The organism is Brevundimonas fontaquae (genome assembly GCF_017086445.1).
GTDB classification, from domain to species: domain Bacteria; phylum Pseudomonadota; class Alphaproteobacteria; order Caulobacterales; family Caulobacteraceae; genus Brevundimonas; species Brevundimonas fontaquae.
Genome location: NZ_CP070968.1, coordinates 97,200 through 121,416, shown reverse-complemented (window position 1 = coordinate 121,416; position 24,217 = coordinate 97,200). Strand labels below are relative to the sequence as shown.

Below are 24,217 nucleotides of genomic sequence, written 5' to 3'. Positions count from 1 at the left end.
TACAGGCGTGACCTCAGGATCAGCGCGTGGAGAAGTTCAGTCTAACTTCACGTGGTCCGGTCTGGCCTGGCTGAGCGCGCGCCGATCTGATGCCGCGGATGGCTTCGCGACCAAAGCCCATGCCCGCAGGTGTTTCGGAAACGACGACGCAGTTCGTGGCTGCGCCGTTCTCCATGAAGACGCATCGCAGCACGACCGAACCCGAAGCCCCTGCTTCAAGCGCCTTGGGCGGCGTTTCCACCCTCGGGGGCTCGGCCCAGACGACGGGAGGCGACGATGGAGCCGGAGCGGTCTGGGCCAGCATGGCGGCGAGAAGTGCGGTCAACATCGTTGCACCTTAGCCCACTTCGGTTGCAGAGCAAGCAGCCCTTCCTTGCACGGCGACCCGGCGCTATTTCAGCGCCAGCGTCACCGTCTTGATATCCACATATTCGTCGATGCCGTGGATCGAGCCTTCGCGGCCATAGCCCGACTGCTTGACCCCGCCGAACGGCGCGACGGCGGTGGAGATCAGTCCGGTGTTGACCCCGCACATCCCCGCCTCGATCCGCCGGCTGAATCGCATGGCGCGGTCCAGATCGCGCGTGAACAGATAGGAGGCCAAGCCATAGTCGCTGGCGTTGGCCTTCTCCAGCGCCTCGTCCTCGGTGTCGAAGGCGAAGACGGGGATCATGGGGCCGAACGTCTCTTCCTCGCGGAACAGGGCGTCGTCGCCGCCCAGGGTCACGGTCGGCTGGAAGAAGCGGCCGCCCAGATCGTGACGCGACCCGCCGGTCAAGACCCGGCCGCCGTCGGCCTTGATCGCCGCCACATGTTTTTCGACCTTGTCGATGGCCTTGTCCTCGATCAGCGGCCCGACCTTCACGCCGTCGTCGAAGGCGGGACCGACCACGATCTTGGCCACCTCGGCGGCCAGTTTCTCGGCATAGGTTTCGGCGACCGACCGCTCCACATAGACGCGGTTCGGACAGACGCAGGTCTGGCCCGAGTTCCTGAACTTGCCCTTGATGGTTTCGTCGACCGCCAGATCCAAATCGGCGTCGGCGAAGACGATCAGGGGCGCCGCGCCGCCCAGCTCCATCGACACCCGCTTCAGCGTTTCGGCGCATTGCTCGGCCAGCTTGCGGCCCACGCCGGTCGAACCGGTGAAGGACAGTTTGCGAATGTCCGGGCTATCGGTCAGCGCCTTGCCGATCGTGGCGGCATCCCCGGTGACGATCGACAGGGCGCCTTTCGGCAGGCCGGCTTCATAGGCCAGTTCGGCCAGGGCGATGGCGGTGAAGGGCGTCTGGCTGGCCGGCTTGACCACGGCGGTGCAGCCTGCCGCGAACGCCGGCCCCAGCTTTCGCGTCAGCATAGCGGCGGGGAAGTTCCAGGGCGTGATCAGGGCGCATGGCCCGACCGCCTCTCGATAGGTCAGGATCAGATGGCCCAGCGGACTGTCCTGGGTCTCGCCGATCAACCGTTCGGCCTGACCCGCGAACCATTTCAGGAAGCCGTTGGCATAGGTGACCTCGCCCTTGGCCTCCTCGAACGGCTTGCCGTTTTCCAGCGCCATCAGGGCGCCCAGACCCTCAAGATTGTCGTCGATCAGCGCCGCCCATTTGCGCAGGAAGGCCGCACGCGCGTGCGGATCGGATCGCGACCAGGTCTTGAACGTCTCGTTCGCCGCCGCGATGGCCTGTTCGGTTTCGGCGGCGCCCAGATCGGGGACATGGCCGATCACATCGCCTGTCGCCGGATCATCGACGGCGATGCCGCCGTCGTTGGCCGGAATGGCCTTGCCGGCGATCAGGGCGTGCTGGCGCAAGAGTTTAAGGCCGGTGTCGCGGGCGGTGTGGTTCACGGGATGGCTCCTGTCGCGGTCCTGAAACGAACAAGGCCCCGACGATGCGGGGCCTTGCCGGTCGAATGCTGCAGCCTGGGCTGCGGCCGTCGATTAGTTCTTGGCGTCTTGGGCGGCGCCGGTCACGGCCTGGCCGGCGGCCTGGGTGTCGCGGCCCACGCCTTCAACGGTGTTGCAGGCGGCGGTGGTCAGGGCGGCGGCGGCGGCGACCAGAACGAAAATCTTGCGCATAGGGGAAGCTCCAGGGTTGGCCGGGGTGAAACTCCGCCGGTCTCGCCTCATCAACGCGACGCCAGCGCTGCGGTTCCGGGCGTCTTGTCCGCCGGATCGACGGGCGCGAGCGCTTCCGGGGTGGCGAAGGTCATGCGGGCGATGGTCCCACTTCCCGGCGGGGTCACGAACTCGGTCTCGCCGCGCAGCTGTTTGGCGAAGGCGCTCATCAGGGTGCGGCCCACCCCGACCTCGGCCCCGGCCTGGGCGCCGGGGCCGTCGTCCTCGACTTCCAGAACCGATTTCTCGCCTTGGACGCGGAAGCGCACCTTCAGCTCCCCGCCGCTGCCGGCGAAGGCGTGCTTCTGGGCGTTTGTCACCGCCTCGACCAGCCACAGCGCCAGGGGCGCCAGCTTGTCGGGATCGACGTGCAGGGAATCGGCGTCCACCGAGCTGATGACCACCGGTCCGCGCCCGGCCTCGCTGGCGACCAGTTGCCCCACAAGTTCGTTCAGGAACTCGCGCGCATCGGCATGGCGAATGTCGTTGCTCTGATACAGGGTGCGATAGATCAGGGCCAAGGCCGAGATGCGCTGGCGCGTATCACCCAGCGCCGCCTTAGCCGGCGCATCGGTCAGGGCGCGCTGCTGCATCGACAGCAGGGACGAGATGATCTGAAGGTTGTTCTTCACCCGGTGATGGATTTCGCGCATCAGCGCGTCTTTTTCCGTCAGGGCGTCAGTCAGTTCACGGTCACGCACGGTGATGGCTTCGGCCATCTCATCCAGAGTGCGCGCCATGGTGCGGATCTCGGACGGGGCATTCATCGCCTGCAGCGGACGCACCGAGAACCGGCCCTTGGCGTAAATGCCCGCGACCCGCTCCAGATAATCCAACCAGCGGATAAAGATGCGCTCAGACAGCAGCATGACCGCCGCGAAGGCTGTTAGCCACGCCCCCAGCGGCAATAGCAGGGTGCCGATCGGGTTGAGCCGCGCCCAGGACAGCCACCCGGGCGCCGGGGCCGACAGCAGGGCGTAAAGGTCGCCGCCGGCAAGGGCCGCGCCCGCATAGTCGCGGCGGCGGTTCTGCGAATCCTTGGCCTCGAACACCGCCGATCCCTGGTCGCGCGCGCGGGCCACCCAGCCGGCGATGTCGTCTCCGGCCGACAGTTTGAACACGTCCGGATCACTGGCCGTCAGAATGCGCCCGGCGCCGTCGGTCAGGGCCGCTTGTGCACCCGAGGGCAGGGCGGGATCGGTGACATCGGGCTGCAGGGCGGAGAAGGGGATCACGGCGACCATGGCGCCGTCGAACCGGCCCATCGGTCGCTCAGCGCGGGTGGCCACGATCAGCGCGCCTTCATAGCCCGCGCCGTCGGGGGCGCGCATGACGACCAGTTCTTCGCCATTGCGCAGCCGCTGGAACCACGTCGCCTGTGCGGCGGGCGCGACTCCGGATCTCACGCCGTCTGTTCGGCCCGAGGCACAGACCGCCTCACCCGTCGGGCTGATGCGATAGAGACCTTCATAGCCTTCCAGACGTCCGACCAGCGCCGTGAGGCGCGGCGCGCAATAGGGGCCGACCGCATCGGGGCTGAGCGCGCGCAACAGCACCTGCGCGCTATCCAACTGCGCCTTGGCGCTGGAGGCGCTACGTTCGGCCGCCAGTTGAAGATCCACCTGCCGGTCGTCGGCCTGTCTTTGGAAGTCCGCCTGGGTCTGGATCAGACTGAGCACGAAGATCGGCAACAAGGCCATGGCCATGGCCGCGCCCAGCCGAAAGCGGATGCCCTGAAAGCGATCCGTGCGCCACGTGCGACCGAGCCGCGACCGTGAGGTCTCCCTGGTCGTCTCGTTCACCGCAGATCAGCTCCGGGCGCCGGCCAGCCTGTCGGCCTCGCCCAGGATCGTGCGCATGGCGTCGCCTGCCGCCTTGCCGTCACGGCCGTAACCGCCCCGCTCCAAGGTGGCTTGCAAGGCCCGGCGTGCGCGGCTGACGCGGCTCTTCACCGTGCCCACCGCACAACCGCAGATTTCGGCCGCTTCTTCATAGGCGAAGCCGCCGGCGCCAACCAGGATCAGGGCCTCGCGCTGCTCTTCGGGCAGGGTCTTCAAGGCTTGACGCAACTCGTCCAGAGCAACGGGCGCCTCGGGATCGTCCACGGCGACCAGTGTCCGTTCAGCCGCTTCCTGATCCAGCTGCGACTGACGCCACGAGCGGCGCTTTTCGGAATAGAACTGATTGCGCAGGATCATGAAGGTCCAGGCCTTCATGTTCGTGCCCATCTGATAGCTGGCGCGCGCGTCCCAGGCCTTCATCATGGCGTCCTGCGCCAGATCGTCGGCCGCGGTCGGGTCGCCGGTCAAGGTCCGGGCGAAGGCGCGCAAATGCGGGATCAGCAGCACCAGTTCGCGCTTGAAGCCCTCGTCATCGGCCGAGGCGGGTTTGGGAGCGGCCCCCAGGCGTGAGGTGCTCATGCGGCGTCGTCCGAAGCCTTGGCGTCGGCGCGTTTTAGAATGTCGAGAAACTCATCGGGCACGGGTTCGTTGACGACCTCGTCGAACATATGCCGCAGCTTGACGCCGATAGCCTGCTGGCGAAGACGAGCTTCTTCAAGCCCTGCCTCCCCCTTTGGGTCGCCTTTGGCACGAGAGGAGTCTGGAGAATCGATCATAGACAGAGCCAAGCCCACCCAACTGTCATCATGAGAAGATGTCGGTCTCAAACGTCATCAGACCTGCAGGGTTCCTGCATGAACGGCTTTTAATGCTAAAGCTTGTTCGCAGCGGCGGAACCGTGGTGCGAATGCGACGTTTAATCCGCCTACAGCGCCCTTCCCCCGCGGGATTGGGCTATGATTTGTCGGGGACTATCTGAATGAGCCTTCTGGCCAGACTCGCGCCGCATCTTCCTTATGTGCGCCGTTACGCACGCGCCCTGACCGGCGATCAATCCACGGGCGACAACTATGTCCGTGTCGCTCTGGAGGCCCTGGCGGCCGGCGAGCAGCAACTGTCGGCCGATATGACGCCGCGGGTTGCCCTTTATCATGTCTTCCACGCCATCTGGTCCTCGACCGGCGCGCAGCTGGAAACCGGCACGCTGGAAACCACGGGCAGCGACGCCTCGCAGCGTCTGCTGCGTATCGCGCCGCGCTCGCGTCAGGCGTTCCTGCTGACCGCCCTTGAAGGCTTCACCCCTTCGGAAGCTGCGCAAATCCTGTCCGCCGATCCGCGCGACGTGGAGCGTCTGATCGCCGACGCCCAGGCCGACATCGACGCCGAACTGGCTACCGATGTTCTGGTCATCGAGGACGAGGCCATCATCTCGGCCGACATCCAAAGCCTGGTGACGGAACTGGGCCACCGCGTCACGGGCACCGCGACGACGCACGACGAGGCGATCGACGCCGTCGCCCGCCACAAGCCGGGTCTGGTTCTGGCCGACATCCAGTTGGCCGACGGCTCGTCGGGCATCGATGCGGTCAAGGATATCCTGAAGACCATGGACGTGCCGGTGATCTTCATCACCGCCTTCCCGGAACGCCTGCTGACCGGCGAACGTCCCGAGCCAACCTTCCTGATCACCAAGCCCTTCCAGCCGGAAACGGTGAAGGCGGCGATCAGCCAGGCGCTGTTCTTCCACCCGTCACGCCAGAAGGAAGCCGCTTAAAAACGCGGTCTTTGTCCGGCGCCAAGATCGGCCTCGGTCCCTCGGGATCGAGGCCTTTTCTTTGGTTTGCGCCAGCATTGGTGGGCCAAAGTACGAAAGCGCAAAAAAAGCGATCAAGGTCGGGAACCGGTTTCAGACGCCGTCGTTATCGGTTCGTGGAGGCGGCGACGCCCCCCGACTTGATCTGCGAAAGCTGATCATGCCGCCTCCGCGCCTCATTCTCGATGATGCTACTTCAAAGCGATCCGCAAGGGTCGCTTTTTTCTTGGCGCGCATCTCGACCGAGGCCGCCGTCGCGGCCAAGATGGTGGTCAAAGAAAACGCACGGAGAGACGCCAATGGCTTCGACAAGCGGCAAGACGAACCGTCAATGGGTGCTGCGCCAGCGCCCCAAAGGCCTGATCCAGCCCGGAGATCTGGAACTGGTCGATACGGCCATCCCTGATCTGAAGGAGACCGAGGTGCTGGTCCGCACCGTCTATCTGTCGCTGGACCCGACCAATCGCACCTGGATGAACGATTCCGAGGGGTATCTGCCGCCGGTCGGCCTGGGCGAGGTCATGCGCGGCCTGACGCTGGGCGTGGTCGAAGCCTCGCGATCCAGCCGCTTCAAGGCCGGCGATGTCGTCATGCCGACCTCGGGGGGCTGGGCCGACTATGCGGTCGTGCAGGAAAGCGGTCTTCGCCCGGTCCACCGTGCGCCCGGCCTGCCGTTGACGGCCAATATGTCCGTGCTCGGCATGACCGGCCTGACCGCCTATTTCGGCGTCACCGATGTGTTGAAGGCCAAGGAAGGCGAGACCATCGTCATCTCGGCGGCCGCCGGCGCGGTCGGCTCCATCGCAGGGCAGATCGCCAAACAGCGCGGGTGTCGCGTCATCGGCGTCGCGGGCGGCCCGCAGAAGTGCGCCTGGCTGACCGACGAACTCGGCTTCGACGCGGCCATCGATTACAAGAACGAGGATGTCGGCAAGGCGCTGGACCGTCTGGCCCCCGACGGCGTCGATCTGAACTTCGAGAATGTCGGCGGCGACATCATGATCGCGGTGTTCAACCGGCTGAAGGTCCACGGCCGGATGGCGGTCTGCGGCCTGGTGTCCTCCTACAATGCGACCAAGGCGCCGCCTTCGCCGAACTTCGCGCGCATCATCACCCATCGCCTGCACGTCCAGGGCTTCCTGGTCCTGGACTACGCCCCGCGCGCCCGCGAAATGGTGGCGGAGATGGGCCCGTGGCTGGCGGACGGCCGGGTGAAGTGGAAGGTTCACGTCGACGACGGGCTGGAAGGCGCGGTGGGATCGTTGAATCGCTTGTTCACGGGCGATCACGACGGCAAGCTGCTGGTTCGCGTTTCCGAAGAACCCGCCTGAACCCAAGGTCTGCGCATGAGCGATCCGCTGCACATCCATTTCGAAGACCTGGAGGTGGGGCAGGTCGTGCCGCTCGGCGCCTGTGCGGTCGATCAGGGGGCGCTGGACGTCTTTATCGAGCGGTTCTCGCCGGGCTGGGACGTGGCCTACGGCGCGCCGGACGCCATGGTCTATGTGCTGTGGAGCCGTCTTGCGGCCGACAAATCCGGCGGCTGGGCCCAGACCAAGGTCTTAGCCGTCGATGGGCTGCGCTATATGCGCAATCCGCCGGCGGGCGAACTCCTGCGGGGTCGCATGACGGTGATGGGCAAGGATCCGGTCGGCGACGCCAAGGGCATCGTCATCGCCTCGCATGACCTTCTGGACGAGGCCGGGCGTCTGGTCTTTTCCTGCCTGACCCGGGCGCTGTTCTCGCGCCGCTGAAACGACAAACGCCCCGCCGGCGAACCGGCGGGGCGTTGATCGATCTTCGACAGACTGGGTCTTAGTTGACCGAGGTCGGGGCCTGGGCCTGGCGCATCACGGCCATGGCGATCAGGCGATCCCAACCGACCAACGACACCAGGTGGGCGTAGATCTGGCCCAGTGCGCCGTTGTCGCGCAGCTCGACCAGCTTCTCGGCGGGCAGGGCGCGCAGCTTGTCTTCCGACACCGCATAGTATTCGGCCAGCTTCTGCGGCTGACCCGGCGTGCCGTCGGGATTGCGCGGCGTGAAGTGGGCTTCGCGGACGTCCAGCAGGTCCAGATCCTTGACCAGGGCGACGAAGCCCTCGGTGCGCTGGCGCTCCTGCTCGAAGTTGTTGCAGAACTCCATCGCCATGTTCGTGTAGTCGCTGGGCTGGCCGTCGACGAACAGCGGGTTCTGGCCGCCTTCGGCGACGATCGACGCGCCGCGGTCGATGCACAGGATCAGGCGCTGGTTCTGCTTGTCGTCGGCGAAGACGAACGGATAGCGACGCACATAGGCCGGCACATAGGCGTCGGCGCGGAACTCGCCGTCGGGCGCGACGAACAGGTTCTCGTTGGAGCTCAGGCCCATCACGGCGACCGGCTGGCGGTTATCGCCGGTGAAGATGATCGGATAGGACAGGGCGGCGGCCGAGAACTCGGTGACCGTCAGCGGCACGATATTGGTCTGGGCCACGAAGGCGTAGGGCTTGTCGCTCGGGTTCACGCCCAGGCCGCCGTGGACGCTCTGATCCAGCGGTTCGGGGTTGGTGTAGAAGAGGACGTTGCCTTCAAGCGGCGAATTGTTCGTGTCGGTCATGAAGCGAGGACGCTCTGGTTAAAGATCGGAGGCGCGCCTTCTAGCCCAACGCCGCGCAACCGGCAAACCCGCGATGCGTCGGTTGCAGTGGGGGGCGCCAGCCATTAGCTGTGGCGTATGGGTTCCGCCTGCGATCACGACCATGACCACTCCGGCCTGAACGGCGGGGCGCTGGACCGCGCCCTGGCGGCGGCTGAGGCGCGCGCGGTCCAGCAGGGCGAGCGGATGACCGCCCAGCGCCGGCGCGTCCTGGCCCTGCTGCTGGAAAGCGGCGAGCCGGTGAAGGCCTACGATCTGATCGCGCGCTTCGGCGAAGACGGTCAGGCCGCCAAGCCGCCCACCGTCTATCGCGCGCTGGAGTTTCTGGAACGGCTGGGCATGGTCCACCGCATCGCCTCCATCAGCGCCTATGTCGCCTGTACCGACGATGGCGAGGCCGCCCATGCGGCCGCCTTCCTGATCTGCGACTGCTGCGGCGCGACGCGCGAGGTCAGCGGACCGGACCAGAGCGCCATGAACGCCGCCGCATCGGCCGCCGGCTACGCCATCGCCCGCACCACGATCGAGGCGCACGGTCGCTGCGCCGCCTGTCGCGACGTCGCATGACCATGGACGCGGCGTTGATGTCCCCACCGCGTCGCCTGTCCGTGCCGATCGACAATCGCTGGGGCGCCGGCAAGATGGCCGTGCTGGATTTCGGCGATCCGAACCGGCCGGTCGATCTGATCTTCTCTCACGCCAACGGCTTCAACGCCGCCACCTATCGCAGCCTCTTGTCGCCGCTGTCGGCGTCCTTGCGGATCTGGGCGCCGGATCTGCGCGGCCATGGACGGTCTGCGCTGCCGACCTTCGCCCGGCCCAAGACCAGCTGGCTGGACCACCGCGACGACCTGCTGGCTTTGCTCGAAGCCATTGACGGTCCGCCCGTGGTCATGGCTGGCCATTCGATGGGCGGCACGGCCTCGCTTCTGGCGGCCGCCGTCCGGCCGGATCGGGTGTCCAGCCTGGTGCTGTTCGATCCGGTGATCTGGAAACGCTCGGCGGTCTTCGCCTTCAACCTGCCCTTCGCCCACAAGCTGATGAAGGCGATCCCCATCGCCAAGGCCACCCTGCGCCGTCGCAGCCAGTTCGACAGCCGCGAACAGGCCATGGCCGCCTATCGCGGGCGCGGCGCCTTCAAGGGTTGGCCCGACATGGTTTTGGCCGACTACCTGTCCGAAGGCCTGAGCGAAGGCGACGGCGGGTTCAGCCTGACCGCCGCGCCGGCCTGGGAGGCGGCCAACTACGCAGCCCAGGCGCACGATCCGTGGCGGGCCATGAAACGCTATCCCGGGCCGGTTCGCATCCTCAAAGCCGAATACGGCGCCCTGACCCATGTGCCGGTTCAGCCCCGCGGCCTGCCCAATGTCTCGGTCGAGGTCGTGTCCGGCGGCGGGCATCTGTTCCCCATGACCCATGCCGACGTGGCGCGCGACGCCCTGTTCGACGCCGCCGTCTGAGAACGAATTCTGTAGGCGGAGCATGGGCGCGCGCTATAAGGGCGCCGCTGAGCATAACGCCCGCCGCCCGAGACGCCGCTTGTCCTTCTTCCACGCCGGTCCCGCGCCCAAAGGCGCCGGCCCCCGCTCCGGGGCGCTGCGCGACGGTTTGATCCTCGCTCCAGGCATGAAGGTCGGCCTGTTCGGCGGCTCCTTCAATCCCGCCCACGACGGTCACGCCCATGTCGCCGAGACCGCCATGCGCCGTCTGGATCTCGACCGCGTCGTCTGGCTGGTCTCGCCGCAGAACCCTTTGAAAGATGCCCGCCACAGCGCGCCGCTGGAAGACCGCATGGCCTCGGCGCGCCAGCATGCACGTGGTCCGTCGATGATCGTCTCGGACTTCGAGAGCCGGGCCGGCGTCGCCTGGACCGTGGACACCCTGCGCCTTCTGGTCGCGCGGCATCCCGGCGTGCATTTCGTCTGGCTGATGGGATCGGACAATCTGGCCAGCTTCCATCGCTGGCGCGGCTGGACCGACATCATGCGGCTGATGCCGGTGGCGGTCATCGCCCGGCCGGGTTCGCTGCTGGACAGCCGCACGGCGCCGGCCGCCGCCCGCTTCGCCGGTTTCCGCATTCCCGCACAGCAGGCGGGGCTTCTGCCGACGCTTCAGGCGCCCGCCTGGACCTATCTGACGGCGCCGCTAAACCCCCTGTCGTCCACGGCGATCAGGACCGGCGCAGGCGTGCGCGCGACCTCGTGATCGCCGGATGATTCGGGCGGCGGTTCACGTTGCGGCCCATCCGTGCTAGAGGGCTTCTTTAGTCAACGCTCCCGGAGCCCTCCGCTGACCCCCTCGCCCGCGTATGATACGCAAGACGCCGCCGTCTCGAATACGGCGCACGAGATGGACCCTATCGAACCTCTCCATTCCGAAGACGGCTTTGAATCCGACGCCTCCCCGCGCGGCTTCGACGATTCCGCTCCCCGCCCCGTCGGCTCCACGCCGCTGGAAGAAGCCCTGCTGAGCCGCCTCGACGAGGACAAGGCCCAGGACATGGTCTTGATCGACCTGAAGGGCAAAAGCGCCATGGCCGACACCATGATCGTGGCGTCCGGTCGTTCGCACCGTCACGTCGGCGCCATCGCCGACCACCTGCTGCGCACGCTCAAGGAACAGGGGCTGGGCAAGGCCAAGGTCGAGGGCCTGCCGCACTGCGACTGGGTTCTGATCGACGCCGGCGATGTGATCGTGCACCTGTTCCGCCCGGAAGTGCGCACCTTCTACAACATCGAAAAGATCTGGGCGGTCGATTCCGCCCACCGCATGGTCCGCGACTAGAGCATGATCGTTTTGGAAGGAACCGCTTCGCGGTTCCGACATAAGCGTGAATCATGCTCTCGCTTACATCTGGAGCCTGATTCACGGCTTCAGAGGAATCGCGAAGCGATTCCTCCTCATCCGATCAGGCTCTAGCACCATGAAGCTGAGCATCGTCGCCATCGGCCGACCGGGCCGGGGGCCTGAAGCGACGCTCGCCGACGACTACGCCAAGCGCGCCACCCTGTCGGGGCGCGCGCTTGGCCTCGGTCCCCTCGAACTGATCGATCTGGAAGCCCGCAGACCCGGCAAGGCGCCGGAGGCTGAGCTGATCCTCGCGGCCGCGGAAGGATCGCACCTGATCGCCTGCGACGAGCGCGGCAAGACCTATTCCTCGCGCGCCTTCGCTGACCACATCGCCAAATTGCGGGACCAGGGTGAGCGTCGTCTGGTCTTCGCCATCGGCGGGGCGGACGGGCTGGACGCCAGCGTGCGCGACGCCGCGTCCTCGACCCTGGCCTTCGGTCCCCAGACCTGGCCCCACGCCCTGGCGCGCGCCATGCTGGCCGAACAACTGTATCGGGCCGTGACCATCCTGGCCGGATCGCCCTATCATCGCGACTGAGATGCGTCGCGCCATACCCTTATCGCTGGCCCTGCTGACGGGTTTCGTCTGCGCCGCCCCGGCGATGAGCAACCAGGCGCCCGAGAGCGAACTGTCGCGCATCCAGGCCGAATACCGCGACGAGACGGTGCGCGCCCGTCGTCTGCGCGCCGACGCTGACGCCGCCAAGACCGAACTGGCCCAGTTGGAGCGCCGCCTGGCCTCGTTGCGGGCCGACGAACAGACCGGCGACCGTCAGATCGACGATCAGCGCGCCCGCCTCCAGCAACTGACCGAGCGCGAGGCCGAACTGGTGACGGACCTGGCGCGCGAGCGCGGCGCCCAAGGCCGTCTGCTCAGCGCGCTGCAGATGATGAGCCGCCGCCCGCCGCCGCCCTTGCTGGTGCCCGCCGACAAGGCCATCGACACGGTGCGCGCCTCCATCCTGCTCAAGGCCATGACGCCGGATCTGGAAAGCCGCGCCAAGGTGCTGGCCGCCCGTCAGGCCGAGATCATGCGCATCCGCCGCCTCGCTGTCCTGTCCTCGGAGCGACTGCTGACGACCGAGAGCGAGCAGGGCGACCGGCGTGGAGAGATCGAGGGGCTGACGGCGCGCAAGACCGCCCTGACCGCCGTCCTGAACGCCGAGGCCCGCGCCGCCGAACGCGCTGCGGCCGTGCTGGAGCGCCGCATCCGCGAACTGGGCGGCGCGGTCCCGACCACCCAGGCCGAAGAGACGCCGACCGCTCGTCTTCCCGCCGGACGCGGCCGCCTCAGTTCGCCCGTCGCCGGCGCGCCCAGCCAGACCTGGGGCGCCGGAACCTCCGGCTGGCGCTGGCGGGCCGACCGCGCAGCCGTCACCGCGCCCGCCGACGCCAAGGTCGCCTACGCCGGGCCGTTGACGGGGTGGGGCAATGTGGTGGTGCTGGACCTCGGTCCCGGCTGGCGCGCCGTCATCGCCGGGTTGGAAAGCGTCGATGTCGGCCCGGACGCCCGGGTCTCGGACGGCCAGACCCTGGGGCGCAGCGGCCCGGACGGCGATGTCTATTTCGAACTGCGCCGCGACGAACGGCCGATCGATCCGGGACCGTGGTTGCGGTGAACCCGCAATAGTCCTTTGCATTCTCGTCTGACGCTGATTTTATCGGCGGGACGCCGCGTCGCCACGATTTGGTCGTGACGACGGGGCCTTAACCTTCCCACCGGCGCCCACAGTGATCGGCCCGACCGAAAGAGACCGAATGCGTAAACTGCTCCTCGTCGGCTGCGCCGCTCTGGTGCTCGGCGGATCCGCCGCTGCTGTCAGCAGCCAGACCCCGCGAAACGAAACCTTCCGCATGCTGGAGCTGTTTGGCGACGTGGTGGGCATCGTCGAGCAGGCTTACGTTGTCCCGGTCGACAACAAGAAGCTGATCGAGGCCGCGCTGGCCGGCATGATGACGGCGCTGGACCCGCACTCCAACTATCTGCCGCCCTCCAACTACGATGATCTGCGCGAGCGCACCGAGGGGCAGTATTCGGGCGTCGGCCTGACCATCAGCGCCGACGGCGGCATGGTGAAGGTCATCTCGCCGATGGACGACAGCCCCGCTGCCAAGGCCGGGGTCCAGGCGGGCGACGTGATCTCTTCGATCGAGGGCCAGAACGCGGCCGGCCTGACGGTCAGCCAGGTGTCCGAGAAGCTGCGCGGCGCCGTGGGCACCAGCGTCAAGGTGACCTTCCTGCGCGACGGGTCAGACCCGCTGGAAGTGACCCTGACCCGCGAGGTCATCAAGGTCCAGTCGGTCACAGGCAGGGTCGAGGGTGACTTCGGCTATCTGCGCGTCTCGACCTTCAACGAGAACACCGGCCGCGAGCTGAACGAAGCCATCGCCAAGATCAAGGCCGAGAAGCCGGGGGTGAAGGGCTATGTCCTGGACCTGCGCAACAACGGCGGCGGCCTGCTGAACGCCGCCATCGACGTGTCCGACGCCTTCCTGGAACGCGGCGAGATCGTCAGCCAACGGGGCCGCAAGCCCGAGCAGATCCAGCGCTATTCCGCCAAGCCCGGCGACGTCACCGGCGGTCTGCCGCTGGTCGTTCTGGTCAACTATGGCTCGGCCTCGGCGTCGGAAATCGTCGCCGGCGCCCTGAAGGACCATCAGCGCGCGACCATCGTGGGCCTGACCAGCTTCGGCAAGGGTTCGGTCCAGACCGTGATCCCGCTGCGTCAGGGCCAGGATGGCGCCCTGTCGATCACGACCGCGCGCTACTACACTCCCTCGGGCGCCTCGATCCAGAAGATCGGCATCGAGCCGGATCTGGAAGTCGCCCGCAACGAGGCCGAGGCCCGCATCGTCTCGCGCTCCAGCTTCATCTATTCCGAGGCCGCCTACGCCACGGCCCTGGACGCCTCCATCGGCGCCGAGCGCAAGGGTCCGCACACCCCGCGCGAAGCTCCGGGCGAAAAGTTCGACAAGGAAAAGGACTATCAGCTTCAGCGCGCGCTGGACGTCCTGCGCGCCGGCGGCGACCTGTCGAAACTGTCGGCCCCGCCCGAAGGCATCGTCGTCACCGAACCCGGCTCGACGCCCAAGCCCGACGCCGAGCCGGCGGCGGACGTGCCGAAAGAAGAATAGGTCAGGGAAGGGCGGCGCGAGCCGCCCTTTTTCTTGCGTCTAAGACAGGCGGTCGCGGAAGGCCGAATAGTCGAACGCGCGCACCGTCGTCAGCGCATCCGTCTGAGAGTTCCACAGCACGATGGACGGCAGCGGTACGCCGTTGAAGGTGTTGGTCTTCACCATCGAATAGTGGGCCTGGTCCAGAAAAGCGATCCGCGTTCCGGGCGTCGGCCGCTCGGCGAAGACATAGTCGCCGATGATGTCCCCGGCCAGGCACGACGGCCCGCCCAGCCGTACCGTCACCCCATGTTCGGGTTCTTTCAGCAGTGCGGGGCGATAGGGCGCCTCGATCACATCGGGCATGTGGCAGGTAGCCGAAATGTCGGTGATGCCGATGGGCATGCCGTTGTCGAACACGTCCAGCACCTCGCCGATCAATATGCCGGCGTCCAGCGCCACGGCCTCGCCCGGCTCCAGATAGACCTGAACCCCGTGCCGGGCCTGCAGATCGCGCACGAAGGCGATCAGATCGTCGGTCTGATAGTCGGCGCGGGTGATGTGGTGCCCCCCGCCCAGGTTCAGCCATTTGATCCCGCCCAGCAGCGGCGCCAGCTTGGGCTCCACCGCCGCCCAGATGCGCGACAGCGGCTGGAAGTCCTGTTCGCACAGCGCATGGATATGCAGACCATCGACGCCGATCAGATGATCGGCCGTCAGTTGCGAAACCGGAAAGCCCAGGCGCGAACAGGGCTGGGCTGGGTCGTATTTGGCGACCTCCCCTTCGGAATGTTCGGGGTTCAGCCGCAGGCCGATCTCGAACACCTGCCTTTCAGTCCGCGCCTTTGCGATCAGGTCCGCGAAACGGGCGATCTGGGCCGGGTTGTTGAAGATGACGTGGTCCGACAGACGCAGGATCTCGGGCAGGTCCTGCGCCGTATAGGCCGGCGAATAGGTGGTCAGCTCGCCCTTGTAGAACTCGCGCGCCAGCCGCGCCTCCCACAGACCCGAGGCGCAGACCCCGTCGAGGTATTCGCCGACCACATCGGCCAGCGACCACATCGAAAACGCCTTCAGCGCCAGAAGCACGCGCGCCTCCGCTCCGTCGCGCACGCCCTTCAACACGGACAGATTGCGGCGGATGGCCGCCTCGTCCACCACGAAGGCGGGCGAGGCGACGCGGTTCAGGTCGAAATGCGCAAAGGCGCCCGGATCGCCGGCCTGGGTCTGCATTCAGTCGGTCCGATCAGAAGTCCAGAGGGGCGTCCAGGTCCTGAACCTTCCACGGCAGGCCGTGCTTGTTCAGCATGTCCATGAAGGGGTCGGGGTCCAGCTGCTCCATGTTGAACACGCCGTCGCCCTTCCATTGGCCGGTCACCATCAGGGCCGCGCCGATCATGGCCGGCACGCCGGTGGTGTAGCTGACGGCCTGGTTGCCGGTCTCGGCATAGGCCTCTTCGTGGTCGCAGATGTTGTTGACGTAGACCGTCTTCTTGACCCCGTCCTTGAGGCCGGTGGCGATGACGCCGATGTTGGTCTTGCCCTTGGTGATCGGACCCAGCGAGGCCGGCTCTGGCAGCAGGGCCTTCAGGAACTCGATCGGAATGATCTCGCGGCCCTGGAACTGCATCGGCTCGATCGAGGTCATGCCGATGTTTTCCAGCACTTCGAGGTGCTTCAGATAGCTGTCGCCGAACGTCATCCAGAAGCGGATGCGCTTGATCTCGGGATAGAATTTCGCCAGCGATTCCAGCTCCTCATGGTACATGAGGTACATGTTCTTGGGACCCACGCCCTCGAAGTCGAAGGTCTGTTTGTGGCTCAGCGCCGGGCCTTCGACCCACTGGCCGTTCTCCCAGTGACGCGAGTTCGCGGTCACTTCACGCAGATTGATCTCGGGATTGAAGTTGGTCGCGAAGGGCAGGCCGGTGTCGCCGCCGTTGCAGTCCAGGATGTCCAGCGTCTCGATGGAATCCAGCAGGTGCTTCTTGATGTAGGTGGTGAAGACCGAGGTCACGCCGGGATCGAAGCCCGAACCCAGCAGCGCCATCAGCCCGGCGTCTTTGAAACGATCCTGATAGGCCCACTGCCACTTGTATTCGAACTTGGCCTCGTCGCGCGGCTCGTAGTTGGCGGTGTCCAGATAGTCGACGCCGGCGGCCAGGCAGGCGTCCATGATCGACAGGTCTTGATAGGGCAAGGCCAGGTTCACGACCAACTCGGGCTGCACTTTCTGGATCAGCGCGGTGGTCGCCGCCACGTCGTCGGCGTCGATGGCCGCCGTGTCGATATCGACGCCGAAGCGCGACTTCACGGACTGGGCGATCGCATCGCACTTGGACTTGGTGCGGCTCGCCAGGGTGATATGCGAGAAGATGTCCGCGTTCATCGCCATCTTGTGGACGGCCACCGAACTGACGCCGCCTGCGCCGATAACCAGCACCTTGCTCATCTGTGCTTCTCCCGAAGTCTGAAACCCTGGCGACAGCGCCGCCCCTATAAAGGGCGCGGCTCTTAGCACGATGATGACAATCCGCTAAATCCCTGCGCCGATATTGGCTGTTATAGCGTGACCGGATCGGTCCGGTTGCCTTTGTGCGGTTTTTCCGCCATAAGCCGCCGCTTCCGACGCAAGTGAACCTGCGTCTCCACCGGGACGACAGCTTTTTTGTCGTGCTACCGCGCTCCGCGCTACTTGAGCACAGCCCATTCGGGCTCAAGTAGGCCGCAAGGCCGATAGCCCGCAAAAGAGAACGAGCCCGGCGAGAACCCTCCGCCGACGTGATCGTCGCCGGGGGCCGTTGTCGTATGGAGCCGTTTCACCTGCGCCACACGAGGTAGTGAATGTTCGAGGCTCTGAACGAGCGGCTGACAGGCGTCTTCGACCGGATCACCGGGCGCGGCGCCCTGTCCGAAAAGGATGTCGCCGAGGCGATGCGCGAAGTGCGCGTGGCCCTGCTCGAGGCCGACGTCGCCCTGCCGGTCGTCAAGGAATTCATCGCCTTCGCCACCGAGCGCGCGACGGGCGAAGAAGTCATCCGTTCGGTCAAGCCGGCCGATCAGGTGGTCAAGATCGTCTATGACGGCCTGATCGAGATGCTGGGCGGCGAAGAGCCGGTCCCGCTGAACACCAACGCCAATCCGCCCGCCGTGGTGCTGATGGCCGGCCTGCAGGGCTCGGGCAAGACCACGACCTCGGCCAAGCTGGCGCTGCGCCTGACCAAGTTCGATCGCAAGAAGGTCATGATGGCCTCGCTGGACACGCGTCGTCCGGCCGCGATGGAACAGCTAGCCACCCTGGGCAAGCAGATCGAGGTCGCCACCCTGCCGATCGTGGCGGGCGAGAGCGCGGTCCAGATCACGCGCCGGGCGCTGCAATCGGCAAAACTCCAGGGCTTCGACGTCCTGATCCTCGACACCGCCGGCCGCATCACCCTGGACGAGGGGCTGATGAACGAGGTCGCCGAGGTCGCCGACATCGCCAAGCCCGTCGAGACCCTGCTGGTCGCCGACAGCCTGACCGGCCAGGATGCGGTGCGCACCGCCAAGGCGTTCCACGAGCGCCTGCCCCTGACCGGCCTGGTCTTGACCCGCGCCGACGGCGACGGTCGCGGCGGCGCCATGCTGTCGATGCGGGCCGTCACCGGCCTGCCGATCAAATATCTGGGCGCCGGCGAAAAGATCGATGCGCTGGACGTGTTCGACGCCCGCCGCGTCGCCGGCCGCATCCTGGGTCAGGGCGATATCGTCGCCCTGGTCGAAAAGGCCAGCCAGGATCTGGACCAGGCCAAGGCCGAGAAGATGGCCCGAAAACTGGCCAAGGGTCAGTTCGATCTGGATGACCTGGCCGGTCAGCTTCAGCAGATGAAGCGGATGGGCGGGCTTCAAGGCATCATGGGCATGCTGCCCGGCGTGGCAAAGATGAAGGGTCAGATGGCCGAGAGCGGCATCGACGACCGCATGATCCTGCGTCAGGAAGCCATCATCTCCTCGATGACCAAGGCCGAGCGCAAGAAGCCCGACCTGCTGAACGCCTCGCGCAAGAAGCGCATCGCCGCCGGTGCCGGCGTCGATGTGCAGGACGTGAACCGGGTTCTGAAACAGCACCGCCAGATGGCTGATGTGGTCAAGTCGATGGCGCGCGGCGGACCCAAGAAGATGCAGCAGATGGCCGCCATGCTCGGCGGCCTTGGCGGCGGCGGCATGCCCGGCATGGGCGGCGGCCCCGACATGGCCCGCCTCAAGGCGCTGGGCGGCGGCAAGATGGCCGAACCCTCCGCCGACGATCTGAAAGCCATCCAGGACCGGCTCGCCGGACTGGGCGGCGGACAACTTCCGGGAGGTCTTCCTGGCCTGCCGGGCTTCCCTCCCAAGAAATAACGACTTCCTAGAAAGAGACCTGAAATGCTGAAGATTCGTCTGGCCCGCGGCGGCGCCAAGAAGCGCCCCTACTACCACATCGTCATCGCCGACTCGCACTCGCCGCGCGACGGCAAGTTCATCGAGAAGGTCGGCAGCTACAACCCGATGCTGCCCAAGGACGGCGCCCAACCGCGCGTCGCCCTGAAGGTCGAGCGCATCGCCGAATGGCTCGGCAAGGGCGCCCAGCCGACCGACCGCGTCGCCCGCTTCCTGTCGCAGGACGAAACCCTGGGCCAGAAGGTCAAGTGGACGCAGTCGAACAACCCGAACAAGGGCGCTCCGGGCAAGAAGGCGCAAGAGCGCGCCGCTGAACGCGCCCAGCGCGAAGCCGACCGCCTGGAAGCCGAAGCCGCCGCCAAGGTCGAGGCCGCTGAAGCCGCCGCCCGCGCCAAGGAAGAGGCCGCCGCCGCCGCCGAAGCCGCCAAGAACGCTCCCGCTGCTGAAGAAGCGCCTGCCGAAGAGGCTCCGGCCGCTGACGCCGCCGCAGAGGAAGCCCCGGCTGCTGAAGCGACCGAGGAAAAGGCCGAAGGCTAAGCCTTTCGGTTTGACGATGATCAGGGCGGCGTCTTTCGACGCCGCCTTTTTCATGGGTTAAGAACACGCATGACCACCGACAGCAGATTGATCCTCGTCGGCCAGATCGGCGGCGGCTTCGGCGTGCGGGGCGAGGTGCGGGTGACCGCCTTCACCGCCGATCCCCTGGCCCTGACCGCCTATGGCCCTCTGCTGCGCGCCGATGGGACCGTGGCCTTGACCTTGACCTCGACGCGGCCCGACAAGAACGGCGTCGTCGGCCGGGCCAAGGAGATCGCCACAAAGGAACAGGCCGACGCCCTGCGCGGCCTGAAACTGCACGTTCCCCGCGACCGGTTCCCCGAGCCGGATGAAGACGAATTCTACCTCGCCGACCTCTTGGGCGTTCAGGTCCGCGACACGGCGGGCGCCGTCATGGGCACGGTGAAATCGGTTCAGAACTTCGGCGCCGACGATATGCTGGAGATCGCGCCCGCCGCGGGCGGCCCGACCTGGTATCTGCCCTTCACCAAGGAAGCGACGCCGGAACTGCACCTGGCCGACGGCTGGCTTCTGGCCGTGCCGCCGACCGAGGTGGGCGAGCGTGAGCCGGAATAGCCCTTCGTCATCGCTCCCGTCGGTGTTGCGGATCGCCCGGACGGCGCCGACATAGGCCTATCGAAATAGCCGAGGCCGCACCCATGACCGACCTGTCCGCCTTCCCGATCACGCAACGCTGGCCGGCGCAGCATCCCGATCGCATCCAGCTGTATTCCCTGCCGACGCCCAACGGGGTGAAGGTTTCGATCATGCTAGAAGAGGTCGGCCTGGCCTATGAGCCGCACCTCGTCGACATCACCAAGAACGAGACCTGGGGGGCGGAGTTTCTGTCGCTGAACCCCAATGGCAAGATCCCCGCCATCCTCGATCCGAACGGCCCGAACGGACAGCCGCTGGCCCTGTTCGAATCCGGCGCCATCCTGATCTATCTGGCGGAAAAGACCGGCAAGCTGCTCTCGACCGACCCGGCGACCCGCTACGAGACAATCCAGTGGGTCATGTTCCAGATGGGCGCGATTGGCCCGATGTTCGGCCAACTGGGCTTCTTCCACCGCTTCGCCGGCAAGGAGTACGAGGACAAGCGCCCGCGCGACCGCTACGTCGCCGAAAGCCGCCGCCTGCTGGGCGTGCTGGAGACGCGGCTTGCCAATGACGGGGGAGAACCCCGCGACTGGCTTGTCGGCGACTATTCCATCGCCGATGTCGCCACCCTGGGCTGGGTCCGCAACCTGATCGGCTTCTACGAAGCGGGCGAGATCGTCGGATTCGCCGACTTCCCGCGCGTCGCCGCCTGGCTGGAGCGCGGTTTGGCCCGCCCCGCGGTCCAGCGCGGCATAGAGATTCCGGCGCGTCACTGAACCGTCGCCGCCCACGGGCATTATCTGACGGCATCAACTGGAGCGCGACCTATGGGTATCTTCTCTTCGATCTGGAACAAGATCACGGGCCACAAGCCCAAGGCGGCACCTCAGCCTACCCCGGCGCCCAGCGCCCAACCCGCGCCCGGCGCCGCCCCGACCGCCACGCCTGCTCTTCCACCCGTGGACGTCGAGGCGGTCCTCAGCGATCTGGCGGCGTCGAAGGGCGGCGGCGGCAACTGGCGCACCTCGATCGTCGACCTGCTGAAGCTGCTGGACCTGGATTCCAGCCTGGCGGCCCGCAAGGAACTGGCCGAGGAACTGAACGTCCACGCCGGCGAGCACGGCTCGGCCGAACAGAATATCGCCCTGTCCAAGGCGGTCTGGAAGAAGCTGGCCGAAAACGGTGGTCAGGTCCCGGCCTCGCTGCGCGACTAGCACCTTCAGCTGGATCAGGCCGGCGGTCTGATCCAGCGCATCGCGGCCAGCGCCGCAAACCCTACTACCAGACCCCAGAAGGCCGACCCGATGCCGAAAAGGGTCAGGCCCGAAGCCGTCGCCGCAAACGTCAGCACGGCCGCCTCGCGCGATCCGACCTCCGTCATCATGTTTTGCAGCGCGCCGGTCAGCGGCGCGATCAGCGCCAGACCCGTCACCGCCGCCAGCACGACCGGCGGCATGGCGATGAACAGCCCGGCCAGCGGCGCGGCGAACAGGGCCACGACCAGATAAAGACCGCCGTAGATAACGCCCACGACCCATCGCTTGGCCTGATCGGGGTGCGCGTCCGGCCCGGTGCAGATCGCCGCCGTGATCGCCGCCAGATTGACCCCATGCCCGCCGAACGGGGCGATCAGCAGGCTGGCGACGCCGGTGGACAGGATCATTCGGTTGGCGGGCGGCGGATAGCCGGCGCTCTGCAGCACCACCAGCCCGGGCAGGTTCTGGGCCGCCAGCGTCACCAGAAACAACGGAAAGCCCAGGCTGACCGCCGCCTTCCAGTCGAAGACGGGCGCGAGCGGCTCCAGATGGCCGAACAGTCCGGTGCCGGCCGGCAGGGCCAGCTGCCCCCGCATCGCCAGCACCGCAAAAGCCGCCGCCAGCACGGCGGGCAAGGCCCAGGGCGGCCACAGCCGTCTGAAGATCAGGAACACCGCGATCAACCCGACGACCAAGGCCGTCTCGTCCGGCGCCACCTTGAACACTCTCAGCACGAAGGGCAGCAGCACCCCCGCCAGCATAGCCGAGGCGATGGCCGCCGGGATCCGCGCCGCCAGCCGCCCCAGCACCGGGATCAAGCCGGTCAGGATCATCAGCAGGGCGGCGAAGACGAAGGCGCCAATCGCCGTCGGCCACGACAGGCCCAGGGTCGAGGCCGCCAGCAGGGCCGCCCCCGGCGTGGACCAGGCCAGCACGACGGGGATCTTCAGCCGCCAGCTCAGCAAGGCGCCCGGCGCCCCGATGCCCAGGCACAGGGCCGTCACCATTGACCCGATCTGGCCCGCGTCTGCGCCGAAGGCCTGGCCGGCCTGAACGACCAAGGCGACCGTCCCGCCAAACCCGATCACCGTCGCCACGGCGGCGGACGAAAAGGCCGAGGCGGGCAGGGTGCGCATGGAAAAGGCCGGAGCAGTCATGCCCCGGCCTTAAACCGTCGTCTCTGATGGCGGAAGGCTGGGATCCAGCCCTCCTTGATCAGCCTTCGATGTCTTCCGGCAGGCCCACGGCGTGGAAGCCCGCATCGACGTGGACGACTTCGCCCGTGGTCGAACGGCCGAGGTCCGAGCAAAGCCACAAGGCCGCGCCGGCGACGCCCTCCATCGAGGTCTCTTCCTTGATCAGCGAGAACTGGGCCGACTTGGAGTGCAAGCCGCGCCCGCCCGAGATGCCGGCCAGCGACAGGGTGCGCATCGCTCCGGCCGAGATGGCGTTGACGCGGATGTTCTTGGGACCCAGGTCGCGCGCGATATAGCGGGTCGCGGCTTCCAGCGCGGCCTTGGCCACGCCCATGGTGTTGTAGTTCGGAATGACCCGCTCGGACCCCAGATAGGTGAGGGTGATCAGGCTGCCGCCGTTCGGCATCAGCTTGGCGGCGCGCTTGGACACGTCCACGAAGCTGAAGGCCGAGATATTCATGGCCAGCAGGAAGCTGTCGCGCGTGGTGTTGTCGACGAAGCTGCCCTTCAACTCATCCTTGTTGGCGAAGGCCACCGAATGGACGACGAAGTCGATCGTGCCGAAGGTCTTTTCCAGCTCGGCGAAGGCCGCATCCATCGAGGCGTCGTCAGTGACGTCGGCCGGGATCAGCAGCTTGGCGCCGACGCTTTCGGCCAGAGGACGCACGCGGCGCTCCAAGCTCTCGCCCAGATAGGTGAAGGCCAGCTCGGCGCCCTGGGCGGCCAGCTGCGAGGCGATGCCCCAGGCGATGGAGCTGGAGTTGGCCACGCCCATGATCAGGCCCTTCTTGCCCTTCATGAGGTCGCCGGTCGGCATGTCCCAGCCTTCGGAAGTCGCCATGGTTCGTCTCCTGATGATTTGCGCGGAGGGTTAGCAGGGGCGGGCGTAAACCGGAACCCCCGCCGCCTTCCCTAGCGTCAGAGCAGGCCCGCGATCGCCTGGCGAGCCGCGTCGCCTAGGTCGGGGCGTTTCAGGGCCAGGGCGACGTTGGCGCGCAACAGGCCGATCTTGTCGCCGCAATCGTGGGTCACGCCCTCATATTCAACGGCGGTGAAGCTCTGGTCCGCCATCAGTCGCGCCATGGCGTCGGTCAGCTGGATTTCGCCGCCCGCGCCCTTTTCCTGCGTCGCCAACAGGTCGAAGATCTCCGGCTGCAGGATGTAACGGCCCGAGATCGACAGGTTGGACGGCGCGGTTCCGGCGGCGGGCTTTTCGACCATGCCCTTCATGACGATGCGCGAACCGTCGCGGCTCACCGGATCGACAATGCCGTATTTGTGGGTCTGATCTTCGGGGACGGATTCCACGCCGATGATGTTGCCGCCGGTCTCGGCATAGACCTCGGCCAACTGCTTCAGGGCGCCGGGCTGAGAGTCCACGATGACGTCGGGCAGGATGACGGCGAACGGCTCGTGGCCGATGATGTCGCGCGCGCACCAGACGGCGTGACCCAGCCCCTTGGGCTGCATCTGGCGGGTGAAGCTCATCTCCCCTGCCAAGGCCAATTCGGCGTTCATCATCTCCAGGATATCGGTCTTGCCCTTGGCCAGAAGCTGGGCTTCCAGCTCGATCTGGTGATCGAAATAGTCCTCGATGGCGCCCTTGGAGCGGCCGGTGACGAAGACGATGTGCTCGATCCCGGCTTCGCGCGCCTCTTCGACGATGTAGGACAGGATCGGCCGGTCGACGACGTTAAGCAGTTCCTTGGGGGTCGTCTTGGTGCCGGGCAGGACCCGGGTGCCGAGGCCCGCGACGGGCAGTACGGCCTTGCGCAGGCGCGCGGGCGTGGTGGTCATCAAATCATCCTGACAGCTAT

The 24,217-nt window shown here is 66.7% G+C and carries 27 protein-coding genes; 15 read left to right on the top strand and 12 right to left on the bottom strand.

Annotation, left to right across the window (positions count from 1 at the left end):
• Positions 1–19: 19 nt before the first annotated feature.
• From JX001_RS00605 to nepR, 6 genes are all read right to left on the bottom strand, one after another.
• The gene (locus tag JX001_RS00605; RefSeq protein WP_205681883.1) at positions 20–328 is read right to left on the bottom strand and encodes a TonB family protein; all 309 of its coding nucleotides are present in this window, start codon (positions 326–328) and stop codon (positions 20–22) included.
• A 63-nt stretch (positions 329–391) separates the two neighbouring features.
• Positions 392–1,846: an NAD-dependent succinate-semialdehyde dehydrogenase gene (locus tag JX001_RS00600; RefSeq protein ID WP_205681882.1), complete on the bottom strand. Its 1,455-nt coding sequence runs from the start codon at positions 1,844–1,846 to the stop codon at positions 392–394.
• 93 nt (positions 1,847–1,939) lie between these two features.
• On the bottom strand, positions 1,940–2,077 hold the full coding sequence (locus JX001_RS00595; RefSeq protein ID WP_017505506.1) for an entericidin A/B family lipoprotein: 138 nt from the start codon (positions 2,075–2,077) through the stop codon (positions 1,940–1,942).
• A gap of 50 nt (positions 2,078–2,127) precedes the next feature.
• A complete protein-coding gene (phyK, locus tag JX001_RS00590) occupies positions 2,128–3,822 on the bottom strand; it encodes a sensor histidine kinase PhyK (protein WP_205683018.1) in 1,695 nt (564 codons plus the stop codon).
• 102 nt (positions 3,823–3,924) lie between these two features.
• Complete coding sequence (locus JX001_RS00585; RefSeq protein WP_184279631.1) at positions 3,925–4,536, bottom strand: sigma-70 family RNA polymerase sigma factor; 612 nt, start codon at positions 4,534–4,536, stop codon at positions 3,925–3,927.
• A complete protein-coding gene (nepR, locus tag JX001_RS00580; protein WP_205681881.1) occupies positions 4,533–4,733 on the bottom strand; it encodes an anti-sigma T factor NepR in 201 nt (66 codons plus the stop codon). The genes JX001_RS00585 and nepR overlap by 4 nt, the downstream gene beginning before the upstream one ends.
• Before the next feature lie 203 nt (positions 4,734–4,936).
• On the opposite strand from nepR, the gene phyR reads away from it, so the two are divergent.
• The 3 genes from phyR to JX001_RS00565 all read left to right on the top strand — a co-directional run bounded on the left by phyR (position 4,937) and on the right by JX001_RS00565 (position 7,524).
• On the top strand, positions 4,937–5,731 hold the full coding sequence (phyR, locus tag JX001_RS00575) for an anti-anti sigma factor/receiver protein PhyR (RefSeq protein WP_026108480.1): 795 nt from the start codon (positions 4,937–4,939) through the stop codon (positions 5,729–5,731).
• A 338-nt stretch (positions 5,732–6,069) separates the two neighbouring features.
• Positions 6,070–7,101 (top strand): NADP-dependent oxidoreductase, encoded by a 1,032-nt coding sequence (locus JX001_RS00570; RefSeq protein ID WP_205681879.1) that lies wholly within the window; start codon positions 6,070–6,072, stop codon positions 7,099–7,101.
• A 15-nt stretch (positions 7,102–7,116) separates the two neighbouring features.
• A complete protein-coding gene (locus JX001_RS00565; RefSeq protein WP_205681877.1) occupies positions 7,117–7,524 on the top strand; it encodes a hotdog family protein in 408 nt (135 codons plus the stop codon).
• A 61-nt stretch (positions 7,525–7,585) separates the two neighbouring features.
• Here JX001_RS00565 and JX001_RS00560 read toward each other — a convergent pair whose 3' ends face one another.
• A complete protein-coding gene (locus JX001_RS00560) occupies positions 7,586–8,368 on the bottom strand; it encodes a SapC family protein (protein ID WP_205681875.1) in 783 nt (260 codons plus the stop codon).
• A gap of 117 nt (positions 8,369–8,485) precedes the next feature.
• Here JX001_RS00560 and JX001_RS00555 point away from each other — a divergent pair, with 117 nt between their 5' ends.
• The 7 genes from JX001_RS00555 to JX001_RS00525 all read left to right on the top strand — a co-directional run bounded on the left by JX001_RS00555 (position 8,486) and on the right by JX001_RS00525 (position 14,392).
• Positions 8,486–8,974 carry a Fur family transcriptional regulator gene (locus JX001_RS00555; RefSeq protein ID WP_017505514.1) on the top strand — a complete coding sequence of 163 codons (489 nt, stop codon included), beginning with the start codon at positions 8,486–8,488 and terminating at the stop codon, positions 8,972–8,974.
• A 2-nt stretch (positions 8,975–8,976) separates the two neighbouring features.
• The gene (locus JX001_RS00550; protein WP_205683017.1) at positions 8,977–9,867 is read left to right on the top strand and encodes an alpha/beta fold hydrolase; all 891 of its coding nucleotides are present in this window, start codon (positions 8,977–8,979) and stop codon (positions 9,865–9,867) included.
• A gap of 79 nt (positions 9,868–9,946) precedes the next feature.
• Complete coding sequence (locus JX001_RS00545) at positions 9,947–10,612, top strand: nicotinate-nucleotide adenylyltransferase (protein ID WP_205681873.1); 666 nt, start codon at positions 9,947–9,949, stop codon at positions 10,610–10,612.
• A gap of 144 nt (positions 10,613–10,756) precedes the next feature.
• Positions 10,757–11,191 (top strand): ribosome silencing factor, encoded by a 435-nt coding sequence (rsfS, locus tag JX001_RS00540; RefSeq protein ID WP_082064315.1) that lies wholly within the window; start codon positions 10,757–10,759, stop codon positions 11,189–11,191.
• 139 nt (positions 11,192–11,330) lie between these two features.
• On the top strand, positions 11,331–11,795 hold the full coding sequence (gene rlmH / locus JX001_RS00535) for a 23S rRNA (pseudouridine(1915)-N(3))-methyltransferase RlmH (RefSeq protein WP_055808890.1): 465 nt from the start codon (positions 11,331–11,333) through the stop codon (positions 11,793–11,795).
• A gap of 1 nt (position 11,796) precedes the next feature.
• Positions 11,797–12,876 carry a murein hydrolase activator EnvC family protein gene (locus JX001_RS00530; RefSeq protein WP_066554033.1) on the top strand — a complete coding sequence of 360 codons (1,080 nt, stop codon included), beginning with the start codon at positions 11,797–11,799 and terminating at the stop codon, positions 12,874–12,876.
• Between the two features lie 139 nt (positions 12,877–13,015).
• A complete protein-coding gene (locus JX001_RS00525) occupies positions 13,016–14,392 on the top strand; it encodes a S41 family peptidase (RefSeq protein WP_205681872.1) in 1,377 nt (458 codons plus the stop codon).
• Between the two features lie 39 nt (positions 14,393–14,431).
• On the opposite strand, the gene JX001_RS00520 is transcribed toward JX001_RS00525, so the two are convergent.
• A complete protein-coding gene (locus tag JX001_RS00520; RefSeq protein WP_205681871.1) occupies positions 14,432–15,604 on the bottom strand; it encodes a carboxynorspermidine decarboxylase in 1,173 nt (390 codons plus the stop codon).
• Between the two features lie 13 nt (positions 15,605–15,617).
• Entirely contained in the window at positions 15,618–16,823 is a 1,206-nt protein-coding gene (locus JX001_RS00515; RefSeq protein ID WP_137720283.1) for a saccharopine dehydrogenase family protein, read from the bottom strand.
• A gap of 392 nt (positions 16,824–17,215) precedes the next feature.
• Between JX001_RS00515 and ffh the strand changes: the two genes are divergently transcribed.
• From ffh to JX001_RS00490, 5 genes are all read left to right on the top strand, one after another.
• On the top strand, positions 17,216–18,751 hold the full coding sequence (gene ffh / locus JX001_RS00510) for a signal recognition particle protein (protein ID WP_205681870.1): 1,536 nt from the start codon (positions 17,216–17,218) through the stop codon (positions 18,749–18,751).
• Positions 18,752–18,775: 24 nt separating this feature from the next.
• A complete protein-coding gene (gene rpsP / locus JX001_RS00505) occupies positions 18,776–19,327 on the top strand; it encodes a 30S ribosomal protein S16 (RefSeq protein ID WP_165114081.1) in 552 nt (183 codons plus the stop codon).
• A 69-nt stretch (positions 19,328–19,396) separates the two neighbouring features.
• Positions 19,397–19,924, top strand: coding sequence for a ribosome maturation factor RimM (gene rimM, locus JX001_RS00500; RefSeq protein ID WP_205681868.1), 528 nt, complete (start codon positions 19,397–19,399; stop codon positions 19,922–19,924).
• Between the two features lie 83 nt (positions 19,925–20,007).
• Positions 20,008–20,724, top strand: a complete 717-nt coding sequence (locus JX001_RS00495) for a glutathione S-transferase N-terminal domain-containing protein (protein WP_205681867.1) — start codon at positions 20,008–20,010, stop codon at positions 20,722–20,724.
• 51 nt (positions 20,725–20,775) lie between these two features.
• Positions 20,776–21,162 (top strand): DUF3597 domain-containing protein, encoded by a 387-nt coding sequence (locus JX001_RS00490; protein ID WP_205681866.1) that lies wholly within the window; start codon positions 20,776–20,778, stop codon positions 21,160–21,162.
• Between the two features lie 14 nt (positions 21,163–21,176).
• On the opposite strand, the gene JX001_RS00485 is transcribed toward JX001_RS00490, so the two are convergent.
• From JX001_RS00485 to galU, 3 genes are all read right to left on the bottom strand, one after another.
• Complete coding sequence (locus JX001_RS00485; RefSeq protein WP_241004696.1) at positions 21,177–22,361, bottom strand: benzoate/H(+) symporter BenE family transporter; 1,185 nt, start codon at positions 22,359–22,361, stop codon at positions 21,177–21,179.
• A gap of 58 nt (positions 22,362–22,419) precedes the next feature.
• Positions 22,420–23,217: an enoyl-ACP reductase FabI gene (locus JX001_RS00480; protein ID WP_169802112.1), complete on the bottom strand. Its 798-nt coding sequence runs from the start codon at positions 23,215–23,217 to the stop codon at positions 22,420–22,422.
• A gap of 101 nt (positions 23,218–23,318) precedes the next feature.
• Positions 23,319–24,197 carry a UTP--glucose-1-phosphate uridylyltransferase GalU gene (gene galU / locus JX001_RS00475; protein WP_205681865.1) on the bottom strand — a complete coding sequence of 293 codons (879 nt, stop codon included), beginning with the start codon at positions 24,195–24,197 and terminating at the stop codon, positions 23,319–23,321.
• Between the last annotated feature and the right edge of the window lie 20 nt (positions 24,198–24,217).